This is a genomic window from Robertmurraya korlensis, assembly GCF_023715225.1.
GTDB lineage: Bacteria > Bacillota > Bacilli > Bacillales > Cytobacillaceae > Robertmurraya_A.
Genome location: NZ_JAMBNS010000005.1, coordinates 184,469 through 210,465 on the forward strand (window position 1 = coordinate 184,469; position 25,997 = coordinate 210,465).

Here is a 25,997-nt window from a genome sequence, read left to right on the forward strand (position 1 = left end):
TTTTCCGTTAAAAAGGAGCATGCAAATTGAAAAACGATAAAGCCATTGTTGTATTTAGCGGCGGACAGGATAGCACGACTTGTTTATTTTGGGCACTAAAAAACTTTAAAGAAGTCGAAGCGGTAACGTTTGACTATAACCAACGTCATAGCTTAGAAATACAATGTGCAAAAAATATAGCCGATGAATTAGGTGTCAGACACCATATTTTAGATATGTCCTTACTTAATCAATTAGCACCAAATGCGTTAACTCGTTCAGATATTGAAGTAAAAGAAGGAGAAGAAGGCGAGCTTCCATCAACTTTTGTTCCAGGGAGAAACCTATTATTCCTTACATTTGCTGGTGTATTAGCACGTCAAGTGGGTGCGAAGCATTTAGTAACAGGCGTTTGCGAAACAGACTTTAGCGGTTACCCTGATTGCCGTGACATTTTTATTAAATCATTAAATGTTACTTTAAATCTTTCCATGGATGATCAATTTGTGATCCATACCCCGCTTATGTGGTTAAATAAAGCCGAAACCTGGGCATTAGCGGATGAGCTAGGCAAGCTAGATTACGTTCGTGAAAATACCTTAACCTGCTACAATGGCGTCATCTCTGATGGCTGTGGTGAATGCCCGGCTTGTGTGTTACGTAAAAGAGGCCTTGATGATTTTTATAACGGGAGGTTTTAACACATGTACGGATTTCGCATCGTAGAAAATCTTCAGAAAATTGATCAAGACATCAAACGAAACGAACTAAAATATCATACCAAGCGTGTGCTTGTGAGTAAGGAATTTACATTTGATGCGGCACATCATCTCCATTGTTACGAAGGAAAATGTAAAAACCTTCACGGCCATACGTACAAAGTAATCTTTGGCATTAGCGGCTTTGTTGATGACAGAGGTTTAATGATGGACTTTGGTGACATTAAAGAAATTTGGAAAAATGAAATAGAAATTTTCCTTGATCATAGATATTTAAACGAAACACTACCACCGATGAACACAACGGCGGAAAACATGGTTGTCTGGATTTATGAAAAAATGCAAGAGGCAGTTACAACAGAAGAACGTCAAAAGCTGTATCATGGGGCAAGAGTGGAATTTGTTAAACTCTATGAAACTCCTACAAGCTATGCGGAAGCAAGAAGGGAGTGGATGGAGGAATGAGTAAGATTCCTGTGTTAGAAATTTTTGGTCCAACAATTCAAGGGGAAGGCATGGTCATCGGACAAAAAACGATGTTTGTTCGCACAGCTGGCTGTGATTATTCGTGCAGCTGGTGTGACTCAGCCTTCACATGGGATGGAAGTGCAAAAGACGATATCCGCATGATGACCGCCGAAGAAATTTGGCACGAGCTTAAGGAAATCGGCGGAGACAATTTTTCATTTGTAACCATCTCTGGTGGAAACCCAGCCCTTTTGAAAAATCTAAACAATTTGATTGTCCTGCTAAAAGAAAAGCATATTAAAATCGGGATTGAAACACAAGGAAGCCGTTGGCAAGATTGGTTTTTACAAATTGACGAACTAACTCTTTCTCCAAAGCCTCCTAGCTCTGGCATGGAGACGAATTTTGAGGTGTTGGATAGCATTTTTTCCAACTTGGAAGCAGGGGAATTTGCGAATCAAGTAAGTGTCAAAGTGGTTATTTTTGATGATCTTGATTTAGAGTATGCGAAAATGGTTCACAAAAGATACGCTACCATTCCTTTTTACTTGCAAGTAGGGAATGACGACCTCACCAATACAAACAACGACGAGCTTGTGAAAAAGCTTTTACAAAAATACGAGTGGTTAGTGGATCGTGCTGTTGCTGCCCCCGAGCTTAACGATGTAAAAGTTTTGCCACAATTACATGCGTTTTTATGGGGAAATAAGCGCGGAGTATAACATAAAACAGAAGCATTCACCTTTTGGGTGGATGCTTTTTATTTCAAACACCGAATATTTCGGAAGTGAAAATAATTCCATTTTATGTTATCATATTAAGATATAAATCTTGCAAAGTATTAGCGAATGAAGAAATTGGAGATGTAAAGGATGGAAACGTGGAAGCGAAATTTGTGGGTACTTTGGATTGGTGTCTTTTTTACAGCTGCTAGTTTTTCTATGGTCATTCCGTTCTTACCCATCTTTCTGATACAAATTGGTGTGCACGACCATACGGAAACGTGGTCAGGCTTATTGTTTAGCTCCGCCTTTTTTGCAGGGGCAATCGCCTCACCTTTTTGGGGAAGAATAGCTGATAAATACGGTAGGAAACCAATGATTGTACGGGCTGGAATTGTTCTGTTCTTTATTTACACTTTAATGGCCTTTGTTACGAACCCTTATCAAATTTTGGTACTTCGAATTTTGCAAGGGTTGCTGAGTGGCTTTATTCCTGGAGCAATCGCACTAATTGGAACGAATACTCCCTCCAAGCACGTCGGTTATGCGTTATCACTTATATCGACAGCGTCAGCATCCGGTATGATTGCTGGACCATTAATTGGTGGTGCCATTGCAGAGTGGGTTGGTAACAGATGGGCATTTGCAACAGGTGGGTTGATTGTATTTATTGCCACCGTTCTTATTATTTTATGGGTCACAGAAGAAAACTTCGTTCCTAGTAAAGAACGAGGATCAGTTACGAATGATATCAAGTTAGCGATGTCCAACCGCCCATTAATGATAGTCATTGTACTGACCATTATTACCAGTTGTTCGATCATGATCCTTGAGCCTGTTCTTCCACTATATGTGGTAAAAATCGGCGGATCCTATGAAAATACTTCACTATTAGCAGGAATCATTTTCTCCTTGCCTGGAATTGCTAGTGCCTTGTTCGCACCGGTATGGGGCAAATGGGCAGATAAAGTGGGATTTCATAAAGTATTATTTATTGGTCTACTCGGTGGGGGGATTGGCATGCTTGCACAAATCGCCTTCACACAAATTTGGGGATTCTCTATCGTCCGCTTTTTGTTTGGAATCTTTTTCTGTGCAGTATTCCCTGCAATAAACGGTCTTGTGGTAAAGGCAACGGAAGAGGATTTCCGTGGCAGAGCGTTCGGACTGAACCAAACCGCGAACCAAATAGGCGGGATGATTGGGCCCATGCTTGGTGGAGCAATCGGTGGTCTATTTCCAATCCAAACCGTTTTCCTCGTGACCGCAATATTATTATTTGCAGCAACAGCTGTTGTTTTCTGGAGCGGAAACGGAGTTCAGACATCAACTAAAAGAAGAGTCGCACATAGCAAGTAAAAAGGACGCCCCTGAGCGTCCTTTTTGTGTTACCCAATTTTAGCAGCAGGAGCAGATTGCTCGGCTGTATTTTTTTGAATTAAGAAAGAAGTGAGTAGAGCAAAAATACTACCGATAAATCCAAACTGGAATAAATGATGAATTCCTTCCATATCGGATGCACCTGTAGTTAACAGATAACCCATAACCGTTACCCCGATAACGGTACCCATGTTTCTGCAAAGCATAAAGAACGCTGTGGAGACTCCTTTTTCATGTACGCCCACCAGCTGTTGAACTCCAATCACTCCAACTGTTGAAAGCATGCCAAACGCAATCCCTTGAATAACCATGACAAAGAAGTCAAACCAAAAGCCATGACTTGGATCTAGAAGAAGCAACAATAGACCTGACGTAAATAAGAATACATTACCGATTATCAGCAATCTTCGGTATCCGTATTTTAATATCCACTTTCCTGCTGGAACGGCTGCCATCATCCAGCCAATAGCCGAACCAAGCAGGGCGACACCGCTGAGAAATAAGGAAAGACCAGCGATATGTTGTAAAAACAATGGAATATAACTAGCCGTACCAAAAAGAGCCAGGTTCCCGATAAAACCATTAAAATTAATTCTTGAAATCATTTGATTTTTAAACATAGAAAATGGAACAATCGGTGAAGCTTGTTTTTTCTCGAAAAAATAAAAACCTACAAGCAATAACACTCCTACAATGCAATAGATCCATCTATTTTCCTCAACCACTGTAACAAGAAGGAGACTAGTAATGCTAGCACCAAACAGTACGGCGCCAATATAATCGACCTTCGCTTTCTTCGGTTCATATTCCTCATTATAAGCTAATAAAGTGACAAAAGAAATCAGACAGATTGGTAGGTTAATATAGAAAATCCATCTCCATGTCAAAACTTCAACAAAGAAAGAACCTAAAAGGGGAGCAAGTACGGCAGACAACCCCCACATTCCAGTGAACAAAGCTTGGATTTTTCCACGTTTTTCTACAGAAAACAGGTCACCCGCAATAATGGCTGGAAAGGGCATCATAAAACCAGCACCCATTCCTTGTACGGCACGGAAAATAACCAATTGAATCATATTCGCAGATAAGCCACATAACAATGATCCAGCTAAGAAAAGTAAAATTCCAAAGCCGAACACTTTCTTTCTTCCAAACAAATCAGATAATCTTCCGGCCACCGGGGATAAAATGGTGCTTGCAATCATATAGGAAGCAAACGACCATGCATACAAATCAAAACGGCCAAGTTCCTCCGCAATGATGGGCATGGTGGTGTTCATGATGGTTGTATCAATGGATGCAACTAGCATCGCGAGTACAATACTTATCATGACGGTTACTCGACTATTCATAAAAATTCTCCTTTTTACGGCTTGATATATATAATACTTCGAAAACAGAAGTATCTTGAACTTGAAGTATATTAAAGCAATTGGTTGTATATGTCAAGAGAAGGACTAAAATCAGAGGTTTCATAGCATTTTGCAAACTTGATTGCACATATATTAAGTGGTTTTGTAATATCTCAATCAACTTGACCGTACAAATATAGTTCTTTAGTCACATTGATAGTTTAGTAGAACATAGTGTACTCTGTATTTAGGTTAAGTTGGAAGCGCTTAATCTAAATATAGTTGTACGTACATATAAAATGAATGGGAGGTATTTAGTACATTTATTGTGAAACAGGAATTTAAATCGGAAAGCGAGAGGGAAAGATGAGTAAACGAACTTTACAAAAATTGTTTTTGAGTATCGTCGCTATATCATTAATTATTCCGATCTCAGCATTTGCAACTAGTAAAAATACAGCAGAAGATCCAATCGAAGCTCCAACGTTTGAAAATGCGTCTGTTCACGATCCATCCGTTATTAAAGTAGACGAAACGTATTATGTATTTGGCTCGCATTTAGCCGCTGCTAAATCGAATGACCTTATGAAGTGGGAACAGGTAGCAAATGGAGTTAGTAGCAGCAATCCACTTTTTGAAGATGTGGTTAAAGAATTAAAAGAGACGTTTGATTGGGCCCAATCAGATACGTTATGGGCAGCTGATGTGATTCAGCTAGAAGATGGAAAGTTCTATATGTATTACAATGCTTGTAAAGGGGACTCTCCAAGATCCGCACTTGGTGTGGCAGTAGCTGACAGTGTAGAAGGACCTTATAAAGATTTAGGAATAATAATTAAATCGGGTATGTGGAATCAATCAAGCGAAGATGGAACGATTTACGATGCAAGAGTTCATCCGAATGCGGTTGATCCAGATGTCTTTTTTGATAAAGACGGAAAGCTTTGGATGATGTACGGTTCGTATTCCGGGGGTATTTTTATTATGGAAATGAATCCTGAAACAGGGAAGCCATTACCGGGCCAAGGCTATGGAAAGAAATTACTAGGTGGAAACCATAGCAGAATTGAAGGCGCTTACGTATTATACAGCCCAGAAACGGACTACTATTATATGTATCTATCATTTGGAGGTCTTGATGCAGTTGGCGGGTATAATATGCGTGTCGTTCGCTCCGAGAATCCAGACGGCCCATACTATGATGCAAAAGGAAATGACATGATTAACGTGAAAGCAGACCCTAGCCTTCCTCTATTCGATGATAAGTCGATCGTGCCGTATGGAGTAAAAATCATGGGCAATCACCTATTTGATAGAAAGATAGGTGATGAAGGGACAGGAATTGGTACGGGCTATGTATCTCCAGGCCATAACTCAGCCTACTATGATCCAGAAACAGGTGAACACTTTTTGATTTTCCATACTCGTTTTCCACAAACTGGCGAAATGCATGAAATTCGTGTTCATCAAATGTTTATGAATGAAGATGGTTGGCCAGTGGTCGCACCCTATCGCTATGCTGGTGAAACATTAGAAAAAGTGTACCGTGAAGAGATCATTGGTGATTACAAATTGATTAACCATGGAAAAGACATCTCAGCAGAAATTAAGAAAACCATTGATATTACGCTAGCGAAAAAAAATAAAATCACTGGTGACGTGACCGGAACGTGGAAGAAGACGGACCATAACACAGCCGAGTTGACTATTGATGGCAGTATGTATAAAGGGGTATTTTTACGTCAGTGGGACCCTAGCTCAGAAACATATGTGATGACATTTAGTGCATTATCTCAGGAAGGGATAGCGGTTTGGGGAAGCAAAGTTCCAACTAAGACAGAGCAAGAAGTAGTCGCAGACGTTGAAGCAGATTTGAAAATTGGTGATACGACAGCTGTGATTAATAATCTCGAGCTACCAACCGAAGGAACTAGTGATGCAGTCATCAGTTGGTCATCTTCAAATGCAAATGTGGTTACAGACACAGGAATCATTACACGTCCTGCAGCTGGCTCTGACCCTGTTGTAGCAACTTTAACAGCAACGATTCAAAAAGGAAACGAAACAGCAACGAAAGTCTTTTCCATTACTGTTCTGCCAGCTAAGGCTAGTGGGGAAATTGCACACTATTCCTTTAACGGAAATTTATCAGATTCTTTAGGGAATGTAAATCCAGGTACCGTTACTGGCAATCGAATCGATAATACAACCGGAAATATCAGCTATGCGGAAGGAAAAAATGGAAATGCAGCTGTATTTAACGGGGAGTCAGGAGTACGACTACCAAATGGACTAATTTCAAGCAACTCCTATTCCGTGGCACTTTGGTTAAAGCCTGAACAGCTAACATCATTTACGACAACATTCTTTGGGGCAAGAGATGCAAATAACTGGGTGAGTCTTGTTCCAATGGGACCAGTTGGCAACCAAACCATGATCTGGTCTGGTACCGCTTGGTACGATGCCGTTACGGGGATGACGATTAAAGCTGGAGAATGGACACATCTCGCATTTACAGTCAACGAAGGTCAAATGACGGTGTATGTGAATGGAGAAGAGAAATTTAACAAAGGCGGGTTCCCGAACGTATTTTCAACAACGAATGGAACCTTTGGTCTTGGTGTAAACTGGTGGGATACACCATATAAAGGGTTAATCGATGACTTACATGTATATGAAGGGGCATTAACTGAAGAGCAAGTGGCAGAATTAAGTAAGTAACTAAAAGATCCAACTCACTGGTTGAATGGTGAGTTGGATTTTTGTTTTTTTGTGATCAGATGAAAAGACAAAATAAAATATTATAGTGCTAATAGGAATTTTGTTCTTTTATCACGAGTTAATATAAAGAATCTCGAACTATTTCATTTTTTAAAAAGAAAACCCATAAAGGGAGTGCTGACTAGCACCCACTTTATTCTTTAAATACTTCCTTCAAAATCTCATCTTCATCGAGCAACTGTTTGGCTTTTTCACGATACTTTTCTTCGTGTAAAAATGTGTACCGATTCGGCTTCATGGAAGGTGCCAAATCAATTGCTAATTGATATTCTTCTTTATGTAGGGACAATGTTTGTACATATTCAAAAAAGCCCGTCCGTTCGAACACCTTTTTCACACGTTCGTGTCTGTGATTCTGAACTTTTGCTACAATATATGTCGCAATTCCAACTTGAACACCATGCATTTGCGGAGCAACCGATATTTTATCTAATGCATGTGAGATCAAATGCTCTGAGCCGCTAATCGGAGCACTATTCCCACTAATGTCGGTCGAAATTCCACCCATCGTCATCGAACTTACCAATTCTTTTAAAAAAATCGGATTCTTAATATCCTTCATAGGTGTTCGGATAAAACTATTTACCGCTTTTTTACTTAGCATCGCAGCAAATGCATTCACATAACCAACCCCATGTTTCTCTTCAAAATCCCAATCATACAGGGCAGTGATATTTGAGAGTAAATCGCCGATTCCCGCTAGAATCATTTTTGAAGGGGCGGTCTGTATGATATCAAGATCCACAACGATCCCATATGGTATTTGTGCTGGAACCGTCGTCTTTTTGCTATTTACCACAATTGAACAGTTGGAGCTTGCAAATCCATCATTTGAGGCAGAGGTAGGGATGCTAATAAACGGAAACTTCCTAACAAAGGCAATATATTTTCCATAATCGACTAGAGCACCACCACCCATAGCAAGGACCACATCATAGTTCTTTATTGAAAAGGCTACTTGAATCAAATCATTGATATCTAATCCTGCGTGCAATACCTTGGTATCAAGGGAGATATTTGAAAAGGAGGACCCAATGGTTTCAGCAAAAGCTTCATTCGTAAATTCATCAAAAAAGATCATTGCATCACGAAAGCCATGCTTAATTAAGTAGCCTTCTAAATGATGAATAACCCCACTGTTAATCTCTAGTAAAGAAGGAATCGAAATATTTGTACCTTGCCGCATTATCGTGAAATCAGCCCTTTATCAATTAAATATTCTTCAATTTCTTTGAACTCCTCCACAGCTTTATAAGGGATACCCTTTTCCTCTAGCATATCTTGAAGGGCGTCCTTGGCAAAGGTGAGGTCAGCAAACACAGCCGGATGCGAGTCAGGCTCACTGTCACCAGCAAAATACACTAACTCGTATTCTTCCTTTAATTTTTGAATCACCTTTGATTTATCTATTCCATATCGCTCAGAATATTTCCAATCGTTACTATCAATTTTCATATGAATATTCTTTTCATGAAAAAACCCTTCATTCGAAAACACAGTCACGTCTCTAATGTCGTATTTCTTGAGAATATGATGAATGTAATAATCAGTTCCTGCGCTTAATATGTAAAAATCTCCACCATTTTCTTGAACATGCTTGATAAAATGAGGGACATACTCGTCAATTGGAATCGTATGTATATCTTCAATAATATGTGCTTCTTCTTGGTGTATCGCTCGAAAGACGGTGGTAAGGAAATCAATATCTTTGATCTTGCCAGCCTTCCAGTCGTTAAAAAGCTCTTTCCCTTCTGAAAAGTATTTATCAATGACCATCCAGTAAAAGTCTTTTTTAGAAATAGTACCATCAAAATCTGATACAAATGCCCATTTTTTCATCTTCAAACTTCCCTTCACAATTATTTAGGTGTTTCCCATATTATAAGCAAAAATTGGTAAGATAACGAAACAAATTTTAAAAGACTCACGGAAAGTTCCATGAGCCTTAATTGGATGGTTTATCCGTTTCTTGTTCCGGTTGAAACAACTTCGTGGATACAGCGTTTAGTTTGTTTAAAAACCGATTAAAACCAAAACCAACAAAAAATGCGATGCTGATTTGCGCGTATGGGGTATCTTCATACTCAATAAATTGAATTAATAAGATCCCACTTTGTATGAGGGTAACCGCCACAACGGCCGTCCCTGTAGCAAATATTGGATAAAATATATACATGATCCACTTTCGATAATCCGTTAATTCCCCCTTCATATAATGAGAGCAAAACATATACAGATGACGAAGCGAACCACCAATGGCACCTGCAAAGAAATAATAAAGAAAGATTTCTATTTTAGAAACCTCTGGAATCCACTTTTCAATGCTTCCCGTCCAAAGCATACCTACAGCGACAAAGCTTCCGAAAAATAAAAGGGATAAATAGACGAGTATCACCATTTTCAGCCATCTCTTCATAGCAATCACCCCATTTTTACACTGTATGAAAGAGAAGAAGTGGAAATACCAAAGAGCTACTTCTATTCTTCGAGCTATAGTACAATACAATAAATAGACCATCGGAGGTTTGTATGAACATACATAACATTCTTATAGCAGGGGAGTATCAGAAGGAATTTGAGGCCTATTTTCCAAATATGAATCAAAAGGAATTTCGCTTTCTACCAGTAGAGTCGATCACCGAGCACGACTTAGACTGGGCGGATGCCTACGTGGGTTTTAAACCATGTGCGAATTTTCAATTATCGAAAATAAAATGGGTTCATTCCTTTAATGCAGGTGTGAATAATTATTTAGACATAGAAGGGTGGAAAGAGAACCACGTTCTTCTTACCCGTACCATTTGTTCCTTTGGAGAACGAATAAGTGAGTACTGTTTAAGTTATATATTAAAAAACCTACAATATCACAGACAATTTCAGCAACAACAGCAAAATAAAAAATGGGATCAAAGGACACCAAAATTACTGAAGGATGTTTCGATCATTATTTTTGGAACTGGGGCCATAGGTCAAGAAGTAGCCAAGACATTTACCCATTTTGGTTCCACGGTAAATGGTGTCTCCGAAAGCGGGAAACAAAAGGAATATTTTCATAAAATTGTTCCAATAAACTCCGTATCTTCTATTATCGAAGATACAGACTGGATCATCAGCACTCTTCCGCTGACTCAACAGACAAAACAGTTATTCAATAATGAAATATTTTCTCAAATGAAGTCAGTTGGTTTTATAAACGTAGGCAGAGGCGCAACAGTTGATGAAAATGCACTGATCACTGCGCTCGATTCAGGGAACATACATACGGCAATCCTAGATGTAGTTGAAATAGAACCACTACCAGAAGATTCGATTCTTTGGTTAAGAAAAGATGTTATTATTACTCCACATATCTCTGCCGTTACCGAATTAAACGAAGCAATTCTAGGCTTTGCTCAAACCTTACACGCCATTGAATCAAATCATCCCTTACCTAATGAGGTGGATTTTGATAAAGGCTATTAAAAAAATTGTGCCAGTTTCTTTCTAAAAGCGGGAAACTGGCTTTTTACTGTTTAATATTTTTGTGAGAAAACTTAACAAACTATATTCCTATGCCGATAAATATATTGAAGAATTTTGTCGATTGTTAAAACAATCACCGAGTTAGGGGGAGTAGTATGTTAAGAAGGATAAAATGGTCAAACATCAAAATTGGTGGGAAGTACATGGTGATCTTCTCGTTTATGACCATTGCTTTTTTCATTTCTGTAGTAGTAACGGGAATTTTTATTAAAGACACGAGCGAAAAAATGGAAGATACAGTGACCAGAAATCAAGTAGCTGTAGATGCTGGAAACTTGGTAACCCTTTACCATGAAAAGTACTTACTAGTTCCGGAGTTCATTCTATTGTCTGATGAAACAAAGTTGAATGTATATTTGGACCATAGTCAAGAGTTTGTCAGCATTGCAAAAAAACTGAAGAAAAACCTTTCTACCAATCAATTGGAAACGTTTAATCAGCTTATTGAAAACAATCATAAACTCGACGAGTACTTTTTTAGTACGATCGTTCCAAAAGTACAACAAATTAATACAGAAGAGTTTGCGACATTAGAAAGCGAAGCAAGAGAATTAAAAAATGAAACGATGAAATTGGGCTATGAGTTAAAAGATTCGGCAACAAAAACAAGTGAAGCTGATTTAGCGGCAGCACAAAGTCAACTAGAGAGACTTTATTTGATTCTGATTATTTCATCAGTTGGATCGATCGTTCTTTCATTTATCATGATTTTTATTCTTAGTCGTAGAATCAAAAAAAATCTAGAAGAAATCGTCGTTCAAAGTAATGAGATTGCTAGCGGAAGACTCAACAATGAGGAATTAACCTACCGTGGGACTGATGAAATTGGACAGCTCTCTCACTCTATTAATGAAATGGCAACAAGCTTACGAGGAATGATTTCTGAAATCTCGACTTTATCAGCTGAAGTGGACAAGCAAAGTGTCACATTGTTTGAGTCATCAGAGGAAGTAAAACTTGGAAGTGAACAAGTTTCTATTACCATTGAAGAAATGGCTAAAGGAGCAAGTTCCCAGGCGGATAATGCAGCCAATATCGCGTCAAAAACAAAAGAATTCAATGAAGAAATTGTTCATTCGAATTCACAGGGTGAAAGATTAGTAGAATTCTCGGGCCAAGTATTAGATGTAGCGGTTCGTGGAGACAATCAAATGAAAGAATCACTACAACAAATGAAGAGAATTAACCATGTGGTAAGTGAATCTGTTCACCAAGTGAAGAATTTAGAAAGCAAGACACAATCGATCACAGAGATTGTCCATGTGATCAAGTCCATTGCCGATCAAACGAACTTGCTTGCATTAAATGCATCCATTGAAGCGGCCAGAGCTGGAGAAGCAGGAAAAAGCTTTGCAGTTGTAGCAACAGAAGTAAGAAAATTAGCCGAAGAGGTTTCCCGTTCTGTCGAAGGGATTGCCTCCATTGTTTTCAGCATTAAAGAAGAAACCTCAAAAATTGCAGATAATTTGAACGAAGGGTACGGTGAAGTAAATAAAGGAACCGTACAAATTGAACTAACTGGCCAACAATTTGCCGATATTAAAGAAAAAGTAGAACATATGTCCATTGGCATAAAAACCATTTCGGAGGGCTTAAATAAAGTTCAACAATCAAGTCAATCGATGAGTGAAAATATTGAGCATATTGCTGCCGTTTCAGAAGAAACCGCGGCTGGATCAGAGGAGATTTCTGCTGCAGTACTTCAGCAAAATCAATCGCTCGACAATATTTCTGTAAGTGCCAAAATGCTAACAAGTATGGTAGAAAGAATGAACAACTTGATTAAAAAATTTGAACTATAATGGCTTATTAGAAAGGAGGAAGTATATGAAGAATATTACAAAAATATCACTAACAAGCTTATTTCTAGTAATCGTAATGATCGTTACAGCAGGTTGTTCCTCATCAGAGAAAACATCTAGTTATAACGAGTCAAAATTGATTACCGATGAATCAAAACCGTATGTTGGTTTCTTATTAGATACGTTAAAAGACGAAAGATGGTACAAGGATAAAGCACTGTTTGAAGAAGAAATTAAAAAGCTGGGTGGTCAAGTAAAAACACTAGCAGCTAACGGTTTGGATGAAGTTCAGATTAAACAAGCCAAATTGTTAATTGAAGAGGGAGTTGACGTATTAGTCGTCGTTCCTCATGATGCGGTAATATCAGCTGAAATCGTAGAAATCGCTCATGAAGCAGGTGTAAAGGTGGTTTCCTACGACCGTTTGATAAAAAATGCCGATGTTGATTACTATATTTCCTTTGATAATGAAAAAGTAGGGGAAATTCAAGCTACGGAAATATTAAAGAAAGCATCTAACGGAAATTTCGCATATATCGGTGGAGCAGAATCTGACAACAATGCGATTCTTTTCCGTCAAGGCGCTATGAAGGTATTACAGCCTCTGATCGATAACGGAACGGTAAAGCTTGTTCATGATCAGTATACAAATGATTGGAACCCAGCTATTGCAAAGGAAAATATGAAAACAGCCCTGAGTAAAAATGGAAATGCTATTAATGCGGTTATTGCCGCCAATGACGGAACGGCTGGTGGAGTAATCGAATCATTAGCTGCCGTTGGTTTAGCTGGTACGGTTCCCGTATCTGGACAGGATGCCGAGCTCGAAGGAGTTCGCCGTGTCGTTCAAGGCCTACAAACGATGACCGTATATAAACCAATCAACCTATTAGCAATTAAGTCTGCCGAAATGGCAATGATGGTAGCAAAGGGAGAAGAAGTAAAGACAGACAAACAAATTAACAATGGAAAAATCGATGTACCAGCTGTCTTCCTAGAGCCAATTGCCATCACAAAAGAAAACGTTCGAGATACCGTAATAAAGGATGGATATTTGAACGAGACAGACGTGTTTAAATAAATCATAAGTACAAGGACCAACCGATTATAGTTGGTCCTATTTTTTGTAAAATAATTATTATTTTTGTACATGGAAATAAGCAAATAGTCTGAAGGAAAATGCAAATCTTACACGAATATTTTAGGTTGGAAAATAGAATGGGTATTTTTTCTATTTTCACTCTTATCTCGGAGGAATTAAAAATGGGTAAAAAGGCAATGAGGCTAATCTTGCTAGTTATTGTGTTTCTAATGAGCAGTACAATGGCTAGCGCAAATCTATCATCCACGCCGGATAAAAACAAATCACTAAAGGAAAACATTAATCTTGTTACAGGAACGATCCTGGACGGGAACCTCTTGTTAAAAAACAGTACTGTTCTTATGCAAGAGAAAGGGAGCTCAAAGCTAATTCAAACGGTTACAGATGCAAGAGGATCTTTTACAACAAAATTAAAGGATGGTACATACGAGGTAAAAGCAGTTAAGGGGATTAATAGCTCTTGGTATAGTACAAATCAAAGTTTCGAAGTAAGGAAAGGAAAAGTTAAAGGTATCAACGAAGAAGTGATTACACTTACGAATAAAAAAGAGTCAAAAAAGCCAACAAGTAAATCTGCTAATCTAATTGGAACCTTATCAGATGACCATAATGGCTTAAAGGCTGAGCTGTTATTTTATAAATACAATGAATATGGGGAAGAGATTTACTCTGTTACTTCAAAAAACAACGGTAGTTTTTTAGCATCTCTCCCTGATGGAACGTATTATTTATATGGAATTGAATTCCCGGATGGCTTTTATAGTTATGAACTAGAAGTAGTAATTGCCAATGAGCAAGTGTATGTTAATGGAGTCCAGCAAACGAATATAACTATTAATATTCCTGCCAATGCCTACAATGGGATAGTAAGTGATTCTAATACTCCAATTTCTAGTGCGACTGTTATATTAGAAAAGCGCCTTTCTAATGAAGAATATGATACCCATTTCATTCAAGTAACATATACCAATAAAAAGGGAGAATATTCCTTACGTTCTCTAGCTGATGGAACATATACGGTCAGTGTATATCATGAAACCTATTCTTCTTCGAATGAACAAACCTTTGATATTGTGAATGGAGAAGTATATATATCAGGCCAAAAAGTGACAGATATCAATCTATCTATCCCTGAGGTCACTTTAAAAGGAACGCTTCTGGAAGGAAAAACACCCATTAAAAATACTTATATTGTGATTGAAAAGAAAGATGTAAATGAATATTACACTTACGGTGTACAAGTTGATTCAAAAGGAAATTTTCAATACCGACTTCCAGATGGGCAGTATGAAGTCCTTTTTATAGAAGAACCTAATAGAAGCTCAACAATTAGTCTATCATTTGAAATTGTTAATGGAAAAATCGTTCAAAACGGGGAAATCACTTCGACATTAAATATCCAGGTACCAGCAGTTACTCTTTCAGGTAAACTATTAGATGCCGGAGTTGTTCACCAAGGTTCAGTGAGTGTAACTAGCTTTTATGATGAAGGTTATGCAGATAATTTTAATGCTATAACAGATGAAAACGGAGTCTTCTCGCTTCGATTAAAAGATGGAAGCTACGAGTTAACGAGTGCTTACCTATTTGATGAAGGGGAAGAGGTTTCGTTTTTCATATCCTTTGAGATTCAGAATGGGAAATTAACCGTTGACGGGGAAGAGAAAGAATTACTAGAATTGCAAATCCCTCCTGTAAGTTTGCATGGGGTGATTGTTGAAGATGGCCAACCAATTACAGAAGGTTATGTAACCGTTATGTCAAAAGATGATTATTTTTACAGCTGGAAACAGGTCAACTCTGATGGAACCTTTACGTTGCGTCTTCCTGATGGGAATTACACTGTTATGGATGTTCAGCTCAACGATGGTACAAGCACTAATTTATCTCAAGATTTTTCTATCATCAATGGACAAACATATGTTGACAATCAACATCAGGATGTTCTTACCGTTTTAGTTCCTCCAGTATCAGTAAATGGTATCTTATTGGAAGAAGGAAAAGCAATACACGGAAGTATTTATATCATGGAAATGAACAATGCAGAAAACCCTTTGGAAGTTTGGGGAATAACAAATGAAGAAGGGAAATTCCTACTGCGATTGCCTGATGGCGAGTACAAGGTGTATAATGTTCAGCTCCATGATGGAACTTCATATAGTCCACAAAGCGAATTTTCTGTTAAGGACGGGAAACTGTATATAAACCGAGAGAGAGCTAATCAACTTTCGATAGAAGTTTCCCCAGTAACATTAACTGGGACCGTTTCTAAAGAAGGAAACTTTTTAAATGAAGGATATGTGTCAATCACTTCTGTAGATGAAAACTGGTCGGCAGGTTACTATACATGGATTCAAGAAGGTACTTTCAAAGCTAGACTTCCAGAAGGAGACTATTTATTAAACTCTGTATACGATTACCATTCAGACCAATCCTATTACTTTGACAAATCGTTTAGTATTAAAGATGGGAAATTGATTATTGATGGAGAAATTGTTGGTTCATTACATCTTCAGGTAGAGGACCCTTCTCAATAAGTAATAGGTAGATGATAAATATAAAGCTAAGATGATCTCTGCCCAAGAGATCATCTTTTTTTGTAAACTGTCCATTAAATCGTAAAAATTACGATTTAATATTGACACAATGATTTCAACACATTATAGTTTAGTAATGTAAACTGAAATGATTTCGATTTACCAATATTTATAATATTTAAATCGTAATGATTTCTGTTTGTAAAAAATGGACAAAGGATGGTTTTTTTTGAAAAAGTCATATATTTCTTACATACTACTTATTTTCGTTATGGTTTTCACGTCTGCTTGCAGCAGTTCGACTTCTTCTCAAGAAAGCGAAAAAAAGAAATCTGTTAAACTGTTATTTAGCTTTGCATCTAAAACCTTGGATCCGCATCAGGATTGGATGGGAGTTCGAGCAGGGATTGCTGAGACGTTAGTGAAGATTGATGAAAACCTAGAAATTCAGCCATGGTTAGCGGACTCTTGGGAACAATTAGATTCGACTACATGGAAGTTTCATATTCGGGAAGGCGTTACATTCCATGATGGATCTACACTTGATGCTGAAGCAGTAAAGCGATCATTTGAAAGATTAATAGAAGTGAATGAAGCAATGAATACTAACTTAAAAATCGCAACTATCACAGCTAATGGCCAAGATATTACGTTTCAAACCACCGAAGAGTATCCAGCCTTTCTATCGGAATTAATTCATACGAATGCTTCTGTCATCAAAGTCGATACTGATAAAATCAGTGAGAAACCCATAGGAACTGGTCCTTTTCAAGTGCAAAGTTTCACACCAGAATCAGAGATTAATTTAGTAAGCTATGAGCAATATTGGGATGGTAAAGCAAAAGTCGACGAAGCTAAGGTCACATTTAATTCGGACGGAAATGTTCGTGCGTTAGCTCTTCAATCAGGAGAAGCTGATATCGTCTATCACTTGCCTCCCGAAACATTGAAACCAATTGAAGAAAGCAAGAATCTTCATGTTGAATCGATCATGAGCTTGCGTGCCCATTTCCTTGTATACAATTCGACCAATCCTCAATTACAGGAGGAAAACGTCAGAAAAGCGTTAGATCTACTGTTAGACCGTACGACCATTGTGAATGAAATCATGAATGGCCATGCGACAGAAGCTACTGGTCCTTTTAACCCCATGTTTGCATTTTCGTCTGATACGGAAGTGGTAAAGTCTAACCCCTTGAAGGCAGAGGAACTGTTAAAGGAAGCAGGCTATGTAAAAAATGCAAGTGGAACACTCGAAAAGAACGGAAAGCCGCTTGAGATATCCGTTGCTACGTATCAAGGAAGACCTGAATTACCGTTAATTGCTCAATATTTACAGGCAGAAGCAGCAAATGTTGGCATTAAAATCAACATTGTTACAGTTGAAAATATTGATACATTTTTATGGGAAAAGCAAGAAGACTGGGATATTGCGACGTATTCCAATTTAACCGCTCCTCGTGGTGATGGTGGATTTTTCTTGAATTCTGCGTATGTTCCAGACGGATCATTAAACCCTGGACAGATTAACGTACCGGAACTAACGGACACTATTTTACAACTAAATACTACGAGTAACTTAGAGCAGCGCGTGGATTTAGAAAAAGAAGCCGTTCAGCTAATCCAAGAACATATTCTTCATTCGTTTGTTGTACATCCCCATATTATTGTAGGAGTGAGCAATCGTGTGAAAAACTGGGCTCCTGGTTCAGAAGAATACTATATTTTAACAAACCAATTAGAGGTTGAATAAAAAAGGGTGAAAGTGTCCTTTGACACTTTCACTATTCTTATGAGGAAGGTGATTATTTTTGAAAACAGTAGGAAAGATGATTGGTTCAAGATTGTCTCAGCTTTTTATTATGATATTTGTTTTATCCTTTTTCACTTTCCTGTTAATGAAAATCACTCCCGGAGATCCGATACGGTCCATCCTGAAGGTTGATGATGTTTCTGTAACCACAAAGAAAGAGGAGCAGCTGAAAAAGGAATATGGATTTGATGAACCGATCCTAAAGCAATACGGTGACTGGATCATCAATGTAGCTCAATTTGACTTAGGTGAATCATTAATCTCAAAGAAACCAGTCTCTGAACTGATCCTAGAAAGATTACCTGCCACTCTTGCTTTAGCAATAGGAGGATTAACGGTTCTTTTCCTTATTTCCATTCCATTAGGAGTGATCAGTTCTTTATATGAAAACCGTTGGCCCGATTACATAAGCCGCTGGATTGCGCTAGTTGGTGCTTCCATCCCAAGTTTTTGGTTAGGTTTACTTCTTATGTATTTCTTTTCTTTAAAACTGCAATGGTTACCCATGATGGGAAGAGGGACATTTGCCCATTTTATTTTGCCGTCATTCACTCTTGGAATGGCCATGGCACCGATGTATATTTCCTTGTTAAGAGAACGGCTTATTACCATTCTCCAAAGTCCTTATATAGAAGCAGCGAAAGCAAGGGGAATTAGTAAAAGAAGAATCGTATTCTTCCATGCTTTAAGAGGAAGCCTCATTCCCCTTGTCACGATGTTTGGTCTTAGTCTCGGAAGCTTACTAGGGGGCTTATCAGTAATTGAAATTCTCTTTTCTTGGCCAGGAATGGGGGAATTAATTGTTCAAGCTGTTACTCAACGTGATTATCCACTTATTCAAGGCTTTATTATAGTAATTGGCTTTTTAATCGTTCTAACCAATTTGCTCGTTGACTTACTTTACATGGTGATTAACCCACAAATTCAGCAAGGAAAGGAGGCAAGGGTATGACAAACAAACAAAATCTGAGTATGTTGCTTGGAATCGTTCTTGCATCGATTTTAGCCAGCATCTTTCTATTGGGAAGTACCTTTGGAACACAAGATCCGTTTTATATAAATATGGCTAACCGACTAAGTTCCTCATCAGCTCCCCACTGGCTTGGTACGGATCATATGGGAAGAGACATATTTGCCCGGATGGTTTATGGAGCCAAATTAACAATCGGTCTAGGAATCCTTATCATTTTGCTAGCAATGTGTATAGGTATCCCTATCGGATTGCTATCAGGCTATATCGGAGGGAAAATGGACGCTTTTTTTATGAGAGTCATAGATGGAATCCTCGCTTTTCCTGATTTCATCTTAGCAATTGCGATAGCAGGAATCCTAGGACCGAGCTTAACCAATATTGTAATTGCGATTGTCCTCGTAAAATGGATTGTCTATGCTCGTGTTATTCGAGGTTTGGTGTTAGAAGAGAAACAGAAGGAGTTTGTTCTTGCCTCAAGGCTCTCTTATTCTAGTACCTTTCATACCATACGGTTACATATTATCCCACAAATATTTTCTGAGATTGTCGTTATGGCAGCCATTGATGTCGGTAAAATTATTTTGCTGATTTCTTCTTTTTCCTATATTGGGATTGGTGCTCAAGCACCATTACCCGAATGGGGAGCTATGTTGAATGAAGGTAGAACCTTCATTCAAGTTCATCCATCTCTAATGGTCTATCCAGGAATAGCTATTTTACTAACAGTTCTCTGTTGTAATCTGCTTGGAGATGGGTTAAAAGGTTATTTTCAGGCGAGAAAAAGGAGGAACCTTCAATGAAGGAAAGTCTATTATCTATACAAAACCTTTCAATAAGAATGATTGATGATCATCAAATACTTTTACAAAATATTAACTTAGCAGTGAATAAAGGGGAAATGGTCGCACTGATCGGAGAGAGCGGGAGTGGAAAAAGCCTAACTGCAAGGACGGTCCAAGGCTTGTTAGCTTCGAATATGATGGTTACTGGTCACGTATTCTACCAGAATAATAACCTTCTTTCCATGGGAAAAAGGAACCACCATCAACTGTTAGGTAGTGAGATAGGGAGTGTTTTCCAGGATTATCGCGGCAGTTTTACCCCTTTTATAAAAGTAGGAAAGCAGATGGTAGAAGCGATTCGTTCACACTTTTCCATAAATAAAAAAGAGGCCAGAGAATTGTCTCTTCATGTGCTCGAGGAAATTCATTTGAATAGCAAGCAAATCTTTCATAGCTATCCTTTTCAATTAAGTGGCGGGCAAGTCCAGCGTGTTGCGATCGGATTAGCATTAGCACTAAAACCAAAATTGTTGATTTGCGATGAAATCACAACAGCTTTAGACGTTATGTCAGGGGAAACGGTACTAGATGCGATTGAGAAAGTTAGAAAAGAAACAGGCTGTGCGGTTTTATTTATCACACATGATCTCGTCCAAGCCTACAAACGGACCGACCGGATCTATGTGATGCAAAAAGGGAAAATCGTCGAGGAAGGATCTCCGGTACAAATCCGTTGTGAACACAAGCATCCATATACAAAAAAACTATGCTCGTGTTTGTTGTCACTTCCAGGAGAAGATCATCTTCAAATCATTCAAGGAGCTCAATCAGTATGAGTCTATTAAAAGTGGAGCAAGTCTCAAAAGTATATTCAAATAATTTTGCGGCATTACAGGGCGTTTCCTTCCAAATACGGAAAGGAGAAGTGGTTGGAATTGTAGGAGAGAGCGGTAGTGGGAAGAGTACACTTACGAAACTGATTCTTGGTCACGAATCCTATAAAAAAGGGTGTATCTCATTTAACGACCAACCAATCCCACCCAAAAAGCGATCAGATGTTCGTTCCTACCGAAAGAATATCCAGATGGTTTTCCAAGACTCTAGTAATGCCTTGAATCCTAAATTACCAATTGGGATAAGCTTACTTGAGCCACTCAAGAATTTTAAAGATTTTACACCTTCTTATATGCCGCCAGGAAGGTATACCAATCGTGAAAAGGCAGAGAGATTGCTTGAAATGGTTGGACTAGATAATAAGATGGTTGATCGCTATCCCGATGAGCTGAGTGGAGGGCAAAAACAAAGAGTGTGTATTGCACGTGCCATAAGTATTGAACCTGCTTTACTTGTATGTGATGAAGCAACTGCAAGCTTAGATGTGTCCGTCCAAGTGCATATTATTAACCTTTTAAAAACATTGCAAAAAACCTTACAAATGTCAATTTTATTTATTTCTCACGATATACGAGCAGTCACCCATTTATGTGATACAATCCTTGTAATGAAAAAGGGGTGCTTGGTCGATAATTTTCAACTAAATGATCTGTATGCTCCTGAACGACATACATATACAAAAGCGCTGTTACAAGCTGCTATGCTGTAAGAAAGGGGAGTTGTATGAACATAGCTTCCGTTAGACAAATGGTTCACCGATATTCACATACATGTACTCATCGCGAATACTTAATACTCGCTTTTCCATTAATTTTATCTGGAGTCTCTACACCATTACTTGGGGTGGTAGATACGGCCGTCGTTGGAAGAATACAAGACCCTACGGCGTTAGGCGGCGTCGCGATTGCTGCCGTAATTTTTAATACGATGTACTGGCTACTCGGCTTTTTACGTGTAACGACAAGTGGCTTCACGTCACAAGCTGATGGAGCAAAAAATAAAGAAGGTATTATGCTTGCGCTTTATCGCCCGATGATTATTGCTATTCTAATGGGTTTAATTTTCATCCTATTTCAAAAGTCAATCATCCAAGTATCTCTTCTCCTTATGGGAGGGAATGCATCAACAAATGCCCTGGCTGAGACTTACTTCCTCATTCGAATCTGGGGAGCTCCGTTTATTCTACTAAACTATGTATCTATCGGATGGCTAGTCGGATTAGGAAAAGTAAAAATGTCCTTATTCCTTCAAATTGGTATGAATCTATTAAACATCGTCCTTGATATAGTCTTTGTGCTAGGGCTACATATGGGAGTAGAAGGCGTCGCATATGCTACATTGATTGCTGAAGTGTCCTCCGTTTTAGTGGGAATGTTCATTATTTATCATGCCAATAAAAGTCGTTTTTTTATTCCTTCGTATGCTTCATTAATCCAGAAGGACACCCTAGTTCAGATGTTTCTTGTTAATCGTGACCATTTTCTTCGAACATTATGTTTAGTTACTATGACTGGAATTTTCACCTCAAAAGGTGCAAGCATGGGTGAACTCACTCTAGCAGCAAATGCGATCCTTTTACAGATTCAGTACGTCATGGCCTATTTATTTGGTGGATTTGCTAATGCGTCAAGCATTTTAGTGGGCAGGGCGATTGGAGGAAAAAACAGCTCTCTATATTTTAGAGCCTTTTCGCTTTCTGCAACCTGGGGATTTGGCACAGCTATTCTTTTATCTCTTTTGACCTTCCTGTTTGGAGATTCTATCGTTTCATTATTCACAACCATTCACGAGGTTAAAGAGACCACTCATATATATTTATTTTGGATGTTTCTATTTCCACTTGTCGGATTTTGGGGATTACAACTAGAAGGAATTTTTTCCGGAGCAACGGACGCCAAATCGGTAAGAAATTCTATTTTCATTGCTTTACTAGTGTTTTTAGCCGCCATTGTATGGCTTGTACCCGTTTTTGGGAACCACGGAGTATGGTTGGCGTTTATCTTATTTAGTTTATCCCGAAGCGTCTTTTTATCTCTTTACGTCAAAAAACTAACTAATCGATTAGTCGGATAAGGAATTTTGCAGAGAAATGTCATAACCTGCGCTTGCCTAGGAAATACCATCATTTCCTAGGCTTTTTATTTTCGAATAGTTCTTAGGAATCGGGTATAAAGTTTTATTTTTTATACAATGCTTACAGTTCCTTTACAATTGCTTAATATTCCTTTGCCATAATGAATGAGACAACGGGTGAAGGATGTGTAAGGATTGAAGTCTTTAGGAATATGGTTTAAACAACGAATTGGAAGTATCAGGAATTTTTCACTATTAAAAAATCCAATTCGATCACAAAGTATTCGCAAAAAAATCATGCTTAGCTTTGGGCTAGTGCTACTAGTTTCTAGTGGACTAGCTATTTACTCCATGATTAATACCCAAAAAGCAAACGAATTAGCGAAAATACTAATTTTAGAAGAATCACAGCAATTAAACGATCTTCAAGATTTACGATTTTTCATGGCAGAGCGATTAAGGCTTGTTAATGAGTACATGCTTGAAGGTTCTCCCCAGGCCAAGGAAAGTTTTGCAAGTAATGTTCAGCAAAGTAAACTACTAGAAAAAAGATTATTGACGAAAGTTGCGGGAAACAAGGATGAAAACACAGTAAAAAAGGTCATTTCCGATGGTTCCAAATGGAATGACATTATGATGAAGGATGCTTTTGACGTGTTTGATAGTGGTGAAAAGCGTAAAGCACTGCTTAATGTAGGTTCTGAAAAATTCACAGCAGAACAAACAATGGCAAAATTAAAAGCTTTAGCCGACGAAAAAAATAATAGAGTCGAACAGTTGGGAGAAGAAATTATTTCAAATGGAAATCAAGTTCAAATATGGACCATGATTCTTACAATAATTGTTATTTGTATTTCTGTATTAGTTGCCATTGTATTAATGAACTCTATTCACGGTCCGATTCGTCGTTTATCGGAGAGAATTCAAGTGGTAGCAGAGGGTGATTTTAGTCAATCAGAGATGAAGGTCACTTCAAAAGATGAGATTGGTGAGCTAACCCTTACTTTCAACCGAATGGTAAAAGAATTGCGAGCATTAATCTCCCAAGCATATGAAACAACCTCCCAGGTTTCAGCGTCTGCGGAGGATTTAACAGCAAGCTCAGAGGAAACAGCGCAAGGGACAGAAAGTATTACTTTTTCCATTCAAGAGGTTGCTGCCGCCTCACACCAACAATTAGAAAGGGTAAATGAAACCATACATACAATGAATACATTGGCTACGATTCAAGAAACTCTAACCCTTTCATCAGAAGAACTTGAAGCTTCCGCTAATATGGTCGAGGGAGTGTCTAAAAACGGGAACCAGGTCATACAGCATGCGATAAAGCAAATGACGCATATACATAACTCCGTTTTAGAAGTGGCAGGAGTGATTGATAACCTTGGTGGTCAATCAAAGGAAATTAGTCAAATAACAAAAGTGATCACAAGTATTGCGGATCAAACCAATTTACTTGCTTTAAATGCTGCGATTGAAGCAGCAAGAGCAGGTGAGCATGGAAAAGGCTTTGCTGTTGTCGCTGATGAAGTACGTAAACTTGCCGTACAGTCAAAGAGATCTTCTAACGAAATTATTGATCTTATTATAAAAATCCAAACCGGAACACATCAAGCCGTAAAAGCGATGGAAAAGAGCACACTTGAGGTAGAAAATGGGTCAATTGCTGTAAACGAAGCGGGAAAATCTTTTACACAAATTACTGATTCAATCACAGATATACGAAAGACGATTCAGTCGATTCATGAATACGTACAAAAAATGACAGAAAGCTCCAAACATGTAACTGCTAACATCCTAATACTAACAGACATTGCAAAGGTAAATTCCACCTCCTCACGTTCAGTCGCTGCATCTGCTGAAGGTCAGTTGGCAACGATGGAGGAAATCGCTTCATCCGTTCAAACAGTCAATGAAATGGCACTTAGCTTAAAAGAAGTTTTAAGGAGATTTACAATTTAAGAGAATTCCTCCTGTTGCTACAGGGGGAATTTTTTTACTTTTTAAATAATTAATGGTTGCGTTATGGAAAACCTTCCTCTATGATGGAATTATAGTTTCATATGAAATCTACTAGGGGGGCCCGTAAGTTCGGGCTGAGAGAAAACAATTTGCAGTTTTCGACTCTTGGAACCTGATCTGGCTCATACCAGCGGAGGGAAGTAGTTACTACGATGATCACTGTTTTTTTGTTTCGTAACTATGCCAGGTTCTATAAGAATCTGGCTTTTTTTGTTTTTAGATAGTTCTTTAATATGAAAGGAGAAGGAAAAAATGAGTCATGACTTTTTAACATTAATTGATAGAGTAAGAGAGCAATCACCGTTAGTTCATAATATGACGAATGTAGTTGTCACTAATTTTGTTGCAAATGGGTTATTAGCTCTTGGTGCTTCACCTGTTATGGCCTATGCCAAAGAAGAAGTAGCTGACATGGTAAGCATCGCGAATTCCCTTGTTCTCAATATCGGTACATTAAGGGAACCTGAAGTAGAAGCAATGATCACCGCTGGTAAAGCGGCTAATGTAAAAGGAGTTCCAGTCGTCCTTGATCCTGTTGGAGCTGGTGCAACTCCATACCGTACAAATACCGTTAATCGACTTCTAACTGAAGTGAACATTAGCATACTACGTGGAAATGCTGCCGAGGTGGCCAACGTGATAGGAGAAGAATGGCAGACACGTGGAGTTGACGCTGGTACAGGTGAAGGCAATATCGAAGATCTCGCCCGTATTGCCGCGCAAAAATTACATATGACCGTTGTCGTTACTGGAAAAGACGATGTTGTCTCTAATGGAGAAGAATCGATTATTATTTCAAATGGGCATCCTCTTCTAACAAAAGTCACTGGGACTGGTTGCTTATTTTCATCAGTCGTAGGAGCATTTGCGAGTGTAGAAGCAAATTATTTACTGGCTTCGGCAGGGGCTTCAGCCTTTTATGGAGCAGTTGCTGAGCGTGCGATTTTAACGACAGGTGACCAACAGGTTGGCACTTTTCAGATGGAATTTCTTAATCAACTCATGCTCACTTCTTCCTCTGATGTGGTAGACCTCGCCAAAGTGTATTCAAAAGTCACAACCATCTGAGGGGCATA

21 protein-coding genes and 1 riboswitch are annotated in these 25,997 nt (G+C 38.5%); of the genes, 17 read left to right on the forward strand and 4 right to left on the reverse strand.

Features of this window, described 5'->3' with window-relative positions; genetic code table 11:
- The first annotated feature begins 26 nt into the window (after positions 1–26).
- The 4 genes from queC (at position 27) to M3175_RS11375 (ending at position 3,247) form a co-directional block, all read left to right on the forward strand.
- Positions 27–680 (forward strand): 7-cyano-7-deazaguanine synthase QueC, encoded by a 654-nt coding sequence (queC, locus tag M3175_RS11360; RefSeq protein WP_251518984.1) that lies wholly within the window; start codon positions 27–29, stop codon positions 678–680.
- A gap of 3 nt (positions 681–683) precedes the next feature.
- Complete coding sequence (gene queD / locus M3175_RS11365) at positions 684–1,163, forward strand: 6-carboxytetrahydropterin synthase QueD (RefSeq protein WP_251518985.1); 480 nt, start codon at positions 684–686, stop codon at positions 1,161–1,163.
- Positions 1,160–1,888: a 7-carboxy-7-deazaguanine synthase QueE gene (gene queE, locus M3175_RS11370; RefSeq protein ID WP_251518986.1), complete on the forward strand. Its 729-nt coding sequence runs from the start codon at positions 1,160–1,162 to the stop codon at positions 1,886–1,888. The genes queD and queE overlap by 4 nt, the downstream gene beginning before the upstream one ends.
- A gap of 150 nt (positions 1,889–2,038) precedes the next feature.
- Positions 2,039–3,247: an MFS transporter gene (locus tag M3175_RS11375; protein ID WP_251518987.1), complete on the forward strand. Its 1,209-nt coding sequence runs from the start codon at positions 2,039–2,041 to the stop codon at positions 3,245–3,247.
- Positions 3,248–3,276: 29 nt separating this feature from the next.
- Here M3175_RS11375 and M3175_RS11380 read toward each other — a convergent pair whose 3' ends face one another.
- Positions 3,277–4,620, reverse strand: coding sequence for an MFS transporter (locus M3175_RS11380; protein ID WP_251518988.1), 1,344 nt, complete (start codon positions 4,618–4,620; stop codon positions 3,277–3,279).
- 366 nt (positions 4,621–4,986) lie between these two features.
- Between M3175_RS11380 and abnB the strand changes: the two genes are divergently transcribed.
- Positions 4,987–7,341, forward strand: coding sequence for an arabinan endo-1,5-alpha-L-arabinosidase AbnB (abnB, locus tag M3175_RS11385; protein WP_251518989.1), 2,355 nt, complete (start codon positions 4,987–4,989; stop codon positions 7,339–7,341).
- Between the two features lie 193 nt (positions 7,342–7,534).
- Here the strand turns inward: abnB and M3175_RS11390 are convergent, their stop codons facing one another.
- The 3 genes from M3175_RS11390 to M3175_RS11400 all read right to left on the reverse strand — a co-directional run bounded on the left by M3175_RS11390 (position 7,535) and on the right by M3175_RS11400 (position 9,817).
- A complete protein-coding gene (locus tag M3175_RS11390) occupies positions 7,535–8,590 on the reverse strand; it encodes an iron-containing alcohol dehydrogenase family protein (protein ID WP_251519213.1) in 1,056 nt (351 codons plus the stop codon).
- Positions 8,587–9,240 (reverse strand): MtnX-like HAD-IB family phosphatase, encoded by a 654-nt coding sequence (locus M3175_RS11395; protein ID WP_251518990.1) that lies wholly within the window; start codon positions 9,238–9,240, stop codon positions 8,587–8,589. Before M3175_RS11395 ends, M3175_RS11390 begins: the two co-directional genes overlap by 4 nt.
- Before the next feature lie 106 nt (positions 9,241–9,346).
- A complete protein-coding gene (locus M3175_RS11400) occupies positions 9,347–9,817 on the reverse strand; it encodes a hypothetical protein (RefSeq protein ID WP_251518991.1) in 471 nt (156 codons plus the stop codon).
- Positions 9,818–9,930: 113 nt separating this feature from the next.
- On the opposite strand from M3175_RS11400, the gene M3175_RS11405 reads away from it, so the two are divergent.
- The 12 genes from M3175_RS11405 to thiM all read left to right on the forward strand — a co-directional run bounded on the left by M3175_RS11405 (position 9,931) and on the right by thiM (position 25,989).
- On the forward strand, positions 9,931–10,863 hold the full coding sequence (locus tag M3175_RS11405; protein WP_251518992.1) for a D-2-hydroxyacid dehydrogenase: 933 nt from the start codon (positions 9,931–9,933) through the stop codon (positions 10,861–10,863).
- Positions 10,864–11,018: 155 nt separating this feature from the next.
- Positions 11,019–12,725: a methyl-accepting chemotaxis protein gene (locus M3175_RS11410; protein ID WP_251518993.1), complete on the forward strand. Its 1,707-nt coding sequence runs from the start codon at positions 11,019–11,021 to the stop codon at positions 12,723–12,725.
- Between the two features lie 25 nt (positions 12,726–12,750).
- Entirely contained in the window at positions 12,751–13,806 is a 1,056-nt protein-coding gene (locus M3175_RS11415) for a sugar ABC transporter substrate-binding protein (protein WP_251518994.1), read from the forward strand.
- A gap of 182 nt (positions 13,807–13,988) precedes the next feature.
- A complete protein-coding gene (locus tag M3175_RS11420) occupies positions 13,989–16,364 on the forward strand; it encodes an MSCRAMM family protein (protein WP_251518995.1) in 2,376 nt (791 codons plus the stop codon).
- 229 nt (positions 16,365–16,593) lie between these two features.
- Complete coding sequence (gene nikA, locus M3175_RS11425) at positions 16,594–18,117, forward strand: nickel ABC transporter substrate-binding protein (protein ID WP_251518996.1); 1,524 nt, start codon at positions 16,594–16,596, stop codon at positions 18,115–18,117.
- Positions 18,118–18,193: 76 nt separating this feature from the next.
- Positions 18,194–19,129, forward strand: coding sequence for a nickel ABC transporter permease (nikB, locus tag M3175_RS11430; RefSeq protein ID WP_251519214.1), 936 nt, complete (start codon positions 18,194–18,196; stop codon positions 19,127–19,129).
- Positions 19,126–19,950 carry a nickel transporter permease gene (gene nikC, locus M3175_RS11435; RefSeq protein WP_251518997.1) on the forward strand — a complete coding sequence of 275 codons (825 nt, stop codon included), beginning with the start codon at positions 19,126–19,128 and terminating at the stop codon, positions 19,948–19,950. Before nikB ends, nikC begins: the two co-directional genes overlap by 4 nt.
- On the forward strand, positions 19,947–20,768 hold the full coding sequence (locus M3175_RS11440; RefSeq protein ID WP_251518998.1) for an ATP-binding cassette domain-containing protein: 822 nt from the start codon (positions 19,947–19,949) through the stop codon (positions 20,766–20,768). Before nikC ends, M3175_RS11440 begins: the two co-directional genes overlap by 4 nt.
- Positions 20,765–21,535 carry an ABC transporter ATP-binding protein gene (locus M3175_RS11445; RefSeq protein ID WP_251518999.1) on the forward strand — a complete coding sequence of 257 codons (771 nt, stop codon included), beginning with the start codon at positions 20,765–20,767 and terminating at the stop codon, positions 21,533–21,535. Before M3175_RS11440 ends, M3175_RS11445 begins: the two co-directional genes overlap by 4 nt.
- A 14-nt stretch (positions 21,536–21,549) precedes the next feature.
- Positions 21,550–22,899: an MATE family efflux transporter gene (locus M3175_RS11450; RefSeq protein ID WP_251519000.1), complete on the forward strand. Its 1,350-nt coding sequence runs from the start codon at positions 21,550–21,552 to the stop codon at positions 22,897–22,899.
- Positions 22,900–23,094: 195 nt separating this feature from the next.
- Positions 23,095–24,861, forward strand: a complete 1,767-nt coding sequence (locus tag M3175_RS11455) for a methyl-accepting chemotaxis protein (RefSeq protein ID WP_251519001.1) — start codon at positions 23,095–23,097, stop codon at positions 24,859–24,861.
- Positions 24,862–24,964: 103 nt separating this feature from the next.
- Positions 24,965–25,077: riboswitch (TPP riboswitch) on the forward strand.
- 96 nt (positions 25,078–25,173) lie between these two features.
- Positions 25,174–25,989: a hydroxyethylthiazole kinase gene (gene thiM / locus M3175_RS11460; protein WP_251519002.1), complete on the forward strand. Its 816-nt coding sequence runs from the start codon at positions 25,174–25,176 to the stop codon at positions 25,987–25,989.
- Positions 25,990–25,997: the final 8 nt, after the last annotated feature.

Bases quoted from the DNA above. Each gene is read 5' to 3' on its own strand.
- M3175_RS11400 (WP_251518991.1), bottom strand. From the start codon at position 9,817: ATGAAGAGATGGCTGAAAATGGTGATACTCGTCTATTTATCCCTTTTA.
- M3175_RS11410 (WP_251518993.1), top strand. From the start codon at position 11,019: ATGTTAAGAAGGATAAAATGGTCAAACATCAAAATTGGTGGGAAGTAC.
- M3175_RS11380 (WP_251518988.1), bottom strand. From the start codon at position 4,620: ATGAATAGTCGAGTAACCGTCATGATAAGTATTGTACTCGCGATGCTA.
- M3175_RS11395 (WP_251518990.1), bottom strand. From the start codon at position 9,240: ATGAAAAAATGGGCATTTGTATCAGATTTTGATGGTACTATTTCTAAA.
- nikB (WP_251519214.1), top strand. From the start codon at position 18,194: ATGATTGGTTCAAGATTGTCTCAGCTTTTTATTATGATATTTGTTTTA.
- M3175_RS11415 (WP_251518994.1), top strand. From the start codon at position 12,751: ATGAAGAATATTACAAAAATATCACTAACAAGCTTATTTCTAGTAATC.
- M3175_RS11420 (WP_251518995.1), top strand. From the start codon at position 13,989: ATGGGTAAAAAGGCAATGAGGCTAATCTTGCTAGTTATTGTGTTTCTA.
- M3175_RS11440 (WP_251518998.1), top strand. From the start codon at position 19,947: ATGAAGGAAAGTCTATTATCTATACAAAACCTTTCAATAAGAATGATT.
- queD (WP_251518985.1), top strand. From the start codon at position 684: ATGTACGGATTTCGCATCGTAGAAAATCTTCAGAAAATTGATCAAGAC.
- nikC (WP_251518997.1), top strand. From the start codon at position 19,126: ATGACAAACAAACAAAATCTGAGTATGTTGCTTGGAATCGTTCTTGCA.
- thiM (WP_251519002.1), top strand. From the start codon at position 25,174: ATGAGTCATGACTTTTTAACATTAATTGATAGAGTAAGAGAGCAATCA.
- queE (WP_251518986.1), top strand. From the start codon at position 1,160: ATGAGTAAGATTCCTGTGTTAGAAATTTTTGGTCCAACAATTCAAGGG.
- M3175_RS11375 (WP_251518987.1), top strand. From the start codon at position 2,039: ATGGAAACGTGGAAGCGAAATTTGTGGGTACTTTGGATTGGTGTCTTT.
- M3175_RS11405 (WP_251518992.1), top strand. From the start codon at position 9,931: ATGAACATACATAACATTCTTATAGCAGGGGAGTATCAGAAGGAATTT.
- abnB (WP_251518989.1), top strand. From the start codon at position 4,987: ATGAGTAAACGAACTTTACAAAAATTGTTTTTGAGTATCGTCGCTATA.
- M3175_RS11450 (WP_251519000.1), top strand. From the start codon at position 21,550: ATGAACATAGCTTCCGTTAGACAAATGGTTCACCGATATTCACATACA.
- M3175_RS11445 (WP_251518999.1), top strand. From the start codon at position 20,765: ATGAGTCTATTAAAAGTGGAGCAAGTCTCAAAAGTATATTCAAATAAT.